The 4806-nt window shown below is 47.2% G+C and carries 5 protein-coding genes; 1 reads left to right on the forward strand and 4 read right to left on the reverse strand.

Translation table 11 applies throughout. The annotated features are described in order from the left end of the window. The coding region (fba, locus tag RMO84_RS20635) for a class II fructose-bisphosphate aldolase (protein ID WP_310490312.1) at positions 1 to 890 on the reverse strand (890 nt) is incomplete at its 3' end. A 226-nt stretch (positions 891 to 1116) separates the two neighbouring features. Next, positions 1117 to 3519, reverse strand: coding sequence for a carotenoid oxygenase family protein (locus RMO84_RS20640; protein ID WP_310490313.1), 2403 nt, complete (start codon positions 3517 to 3519; stop codon positions 1117 to 1119). Between the two features lie 427 nt (positions 3520 to 3946). Between RMO84_RS20640 and RMO84_RS20645 the strand changes: the two genes are divergently transcribed. Next, entirely contained in the window at positions 3947 to 4078 is a 132-nt protein-coding gene (locus RMO84_RS20645; RefSeq protein WP_310490314.1) for a hypothetical protein, read from the forward strand. A gap of 86 nt (positions 4079 to 4164) precedes the next feature. Here the strand turns inward: RMO84_RS20645 and RMO84_RS20650 are convergent, their stop codons facing one another. Together RMO84_RS20650 and RMO84_RS20655 are read right to left on the reverse strand one after the other, a co-directional pair. Then, the gene (locus RMO84_RS20650; protein ID WP_310490315.1) at positions 4165 to 4407 is read right to left on the reverse strand and encodes a hypothetical protein; all 243 of its coding nucleotides are present in this window, start codon (positions 4405 to 4407) and stop codon (positions 4165 to 4167) included. 2 nt (positions 4408 to 4409) lie between these two features. After that, the gene (locus RMO84_RS20655; RefSeq protein ID WP_310490316.1) at positions 4410 to 4535 is read right to left on the reverse strand and encodes a hypothetical protein; all 126 of its coding nucleotides are present in this window, start codon (positions 4533 to 4535) and stop codon (positions 4410 to 4412) included. Positions 4536 to 4806: the final 271 nt, after the last annotated feature.

Below are 4806 nucleotides of genomic sequence, written 5' to 3' on the forward strand. Positions count from 1 at the left end.
TCAGGCTTGCTGAAGAGAGCTTCGCGGACTGCTGCGGTGATGGCGAGACGGTTGTCGGTGTCGATGTTGACTTTCCGAACGCCGCATTTGATGCCTTTTTGAATTTCTTCTAAAGGTACACCATAAGTTTCGGGGATTTTACCACCGTACTTGTTGATCAGCGCGAGTAAATCTTCGGGTACTGAAGACGAACCGTGCATGACTAAGTGAGTGTTGGGGAGACGGTTGTGAATTTCTTCAATCCGGCTGATGGCGAGGATTTCACCAGTAGGTTTGCGAGTAAATTTGTAAGCACCGTGACTGGTTCCGATCGCGACTGCTAGTGCATCTACACCAGTAGCTTCCACAAATTGTACTGCTTCATCAGGATCGGTGAGGAGTTGGTCGTGAGACAAAGCACCTTCAAAACCGTGTCCGTCTTCAGCTTCGCCCATGCCAGTTTCGAGCGAACCCAAACAACCGAGTTCGCCTTCGACGCTGACGCCGATCGCGTGAGCGACTTCGACGACTTTGCGGGTAATATCAACGTTGTATTCAAAGCTAGCAGGAGTTTTGGCATCAGCTTCTAATGAACCATCCATCATGACGCTGGTAAAGCCCTGTTTCATTGCTGAGTAGCAAGTTGCGGCACTGTTACCATGATCTTGGTGCATCGCAATGGGAATATTGGGATATGTTTCCACTGCTGCTAGGACGAGGTGACGCAGGAATGCTTCACCAGCATAGTTTCTCGCGCCGCGAGATGCTTGTAAGATCACTGGGCTATCGGTTTCTTGAGCAGCCTGCATGATTGCTTGGATCTGCTCCATGTTGTTGACGTTGTATGCAGGGATACAGTAGCTATTTTCAGCCGCGTGATCCAGCAAAAGCCGCAATGGGACGAGTGCCATTAGAAATTCCTCCTATATTTAAATCTTTAATATTTCTATTGCCGATCGATCTTCAAATCGCGATCTTAACTAAGGATACTTTACCAAAGATCTGTGCAGATGAACAGCTCTGAAGAAGTTCATCTGACAACAGGCTGGCGCGATCCCCGCTGTCTCGATCGCTAACCCGTCTGTAAACCAGATGAGTGCGCATCGCTCCCCGCCCCCTTCTGTAGTTTTTCATATGTCAATATCGACGATCGGCAGATCGATCTTCCCAGAGGTCGAGTAATTCGGCTTCGCTAGTTTGATTGATGTAGTGCGGATAGACGACTTCTTTAAACAGGGTTTTGGTGTGGGGAAAGATTTTGGCTTGGACGACGGGATTGTAATCGCGATCGAGTGTGGCTTCGCGCATGGCTTCGCGTTCGATTTGTGAATATTTACCAAATTCGATCGTCGGAATCCAGGTCGAGTGGATTGTTAGCCCTAAATTGATATCGGGATGGCTCAGGCGGTAAATTGGCTTGCCTTTGAAGTCGTCGGCATGGAAGACCCAGATTTCATCTTGTGCCAGCGTCTGGGGATTGTCTGGCTCGGCATCGGTCATAATGACACAGACAATATAACCGTGAGTCGCCGGATCTTTTCCGGCGGGACACGGCTCACTGCTGGGGATAAATTGGGGACTGCGAGCGACATAACCGATCGGAAATTCAAAACTATCGGCAATTGCCATTTGCTCGGTATCCAGTCGCAGTAGGGTAACTGGCATGTCTGACTGGGGCAAACCTTCAACGGGAATCACGCGGTTGTCGCGATCTCGATAAGCTCGATAAATCCGTTTGGGAATCGTCTCCCAAGTAAAGCCCCAACCCATCCAATACAAGCTAGTAATTTTCTCGCTGGTTTCTGGGATGCGGCTATCGCGGTTGAGATTGCGGTGGGTATTGACCGATACCGACCAGGTATTGCATTTGCTAGGATTGTCGCCGATATCGCTGAAGAAATTGGCTGTGACAACCGCACCAGTATTACCATCAATCGTGTAGCGCGCGACGCTATTGAGATCGACTGGCGATGGTTGAAAACCGCGAAACTCTCGCCGCAGGCATTTTGTGGGCGGCACTTTTGGCAACTTTTTATTGACACCCGCGACCGCTTCAATTCCTTTGGTCATCATCGATGTCTCTTCGCAGTCGGGATTGAGGGATTCATCGTATTCGCCAATCCATTCCGTCACATCCCAGCCGCCATTGTGGGCAGACATGAGGGTAATTTGACCGTTGGGATTGCGGTAATCGGCGACAAAGTGGGAAACTTCGCGCGGCAGGACGATTTTAATCGCGGTCAAGGTGGGAATTTCACCAGGCGGGATGGGTAAATCCAGATCCGATCGTTTGACTAGATATAAGTTGGCATAGGGAATTGGCTGCACCAATTGCAGAAATACCAGCGATAACCAGTAGCCGATTTGGACGGAGAATTTCCGAATTCTACCGAATAGATATGGCGCGAAAATTTGCGATAGTTCGATCTTAAAGGCGATATCGCCGACGATGATATAGTCTTCAGTCAAGGCCATCTGGTGAATGGCTTGCTGGATAATCACGGGTTGGCCATCGGGTAGCACCAACCGCCACTTCTCAAAGGTTTGACCATCGAAGCGATATCTAACTAGGCTGGTAAATGCGCCCCAAGGATCTTTGAGAATAATCCCATCGCGACCGAGTTTATCTTTGAGCCAGCGACGGAACCGATCGATCGCACTGAGCAGGCTCAATCCAGCGGAATAATTGGCCGTGATAAATTCTCCACCACCCGCATCGGCCTGTAAATGGTCGCAGACGGGATGGGCGGGATTGGAATAGGGCTGAAACACCTGAGTCAGCCACGCGGGTTGTTTGGGTGCCAATCCTTGCCAGTTGCTAGCCGCCCCGATCGGTTCGAGGAGTTCCAGCGTATCGGGATCGATAATGTGGGGACGTGCCGCGTCAAAAGTTGCCAGCAGATGCTCTTTGGTTGCTACAAAAGCCGTATTCATTTGGTTGCGCGTACCTAGCAACAGGCTGTGGCGCACCATCCCACCGTCGAGAAAGCGATAGCCCGGTTTGTCAAATTTGGGGAGTAATTGGGCGGCGAGATCGGCATAATAACAGGGCGTTTTCATCATCCGCGTTTTGAGGATCGCGCTACCTGCCTCAAAACCGAGCCGGTAGAGCATCCCATCGCCATTGAGCACCATTCGATCGCCCCGCGCATATTGGTCGGCACTGTAGGTTGTTACAGGTGGCAATGGACAAGCAAAAAAGGCATAGCCCCAGAGATCTGAGGGGAGTTGCCAGCTATTCGGAATTTGCGCTTGGATTGCTGGTGGTAAGAGATCGCGATCTCGCGCTAAGGTGTCTGCATCGGCGGTTAATAAGGTGCCGTAAATCGGTTGGACTTTGGCACTCAATCGATCGAGCACTTCGGGATCTAGTTTCGTTGCTACTTCTGGCGTGAGATACCAACATATTTGCAAATTGAGAGCAGTCGGATCGTGCTCTCTGCGGCGTTTGCGGACATCTTCAAGATTGGTACCGATCGCCGAATAAGGCGTAAAATTAGCAACTTTGGCCGCATTATTCACTGGCTGGACTTTAGGCATCGATCGAACCTCCGTAGACTAAAATAACTCCCGCTCTGCCGCGTCGCCTCAAGAATTAAGGGCTTGTAACGCTTGTCGCTATTATAATCTCAGTGTTCCATTTATGTACCGATTGTAACTTCACCCGCTGCGATGCCTCAAAAAAATGGGGATAATTAGCTAGCTAATTATCCCCACGATATATAAAACCCCGATTTCCCTAGTTAATGAATATCTAAAACAACATTACTAAAAGAAGATTTATTGAGTATCGGCGAATTCTATTACTAATTGCTTCAATCTCATGTTTCAAAGATAACTGAACTCCAGCTCGATCGTCCTCAGCCATTTAGCCGTCTGTACAATATTTTTTACTGCTAATTAAGTAGGGTGGTTACTGCCCACCACTTCAAATCATGACAGGGCAAGGATTTTAAATCATATTACAATGAATCTAATCGATCGGATCGGTCGCAATTTATTGTATCGATCGAACGTGGGATCGATCGCTAGTAGTAATATTCGATCGATCCTATATTCGATCTGTCTCGATCGCCAGTATTATTTAGTCAGTCAATGATATATTCTTTTACAAACAACAAAGACATCTGTAAATGCTTGAGGTCTTGTCTACCCTCTTGCGGTAATCCGATCGCTGCTTTGAGCTTACCTTCCAAGCACAACATTGGATTCAAAATCTTGACTGGCAATCGCTTCAACTTTACCACCATAAAAATCTAAATCTGCACTAGAGAATGGGATATAGTCCATCAATGCTGGTACGCGATCGGCATAATAACTAGCCCAAATATTAATCGCCTGACCGCCGACTAAAATCAAGTCTAGTTCTTCTCGATCGATCGCCTGAAATAGTGAGATTAGGCTTTCTGGAGTAAAAACTCTATCCATACTTAATCTGCTAATTCATCATTTGATAAACTTAAAGCGTTGAATTCTAAGCCATGACTAAAATCTGGTTTTAATAAAGTCGGATCGATGATGCTTTCTAATATCGATCGAGCCTCAGTCGGCGGCATCTATAAAAGTTGTTGCCTAGCTGCAATTTTATCTTGTGCTAATTTTAACCATCGAGCGCGATCTAATATTTCAAAACTACGATCTTCTAACATTGTTGTTGTGACAAATAAAAATGTGTGTTTATAGCATAACATCGATAATGTTTCCCCGATCTAGACGATCGTTCGACTAAATCAGTATAGCGATCTAACAGGCACATCCTCAGTCGCTAATACAAGTTATACATACGACTTGGGCGGACGTTATAATGTATCTACCTTAAAAAAATCT

Origin of the sequence: Chamaesiphon sp. VAR_69_metabat_338 (assembly GCF_031423935.1) — a bacterium.
GTDB lineage: Bacteria > Cyanobacteriota > Cyanobacteriia > Cyanobacteriales > Chamaesiphonaceae > Chamaesiphon.

Coding starts and splice junctions, on each gene's coding strand:
- RMO84_RS20645 (WP_310490314.1), top strand. CDS start 3,947: ATGAATCTAATCGATCGGATCGGTCGCAATTTATTGTATCGATCGAAC.
- RMO84_RS20640 (WP_310490313.1), bottom strand. CDS start 3,519: ATGCCTAAAGTCCAGCCAGTGAATAATGCGGCCAAAGTTGCTAATTTT.
- RMO84_RS20650 (WP_310490315.1), bottom strand. CDS start 4,407: ATGGATAGAGTTTTTACTCCAGAAAGCCTAATCTCACTATTTCAGGCG.
- RMO84_RS20655 (WP_310490316.1), bottom strand. CDS start 4,535: ATGCCGCCGACTGAGGCTCGATCGATATTAGAAAGCATCATCGATCCG.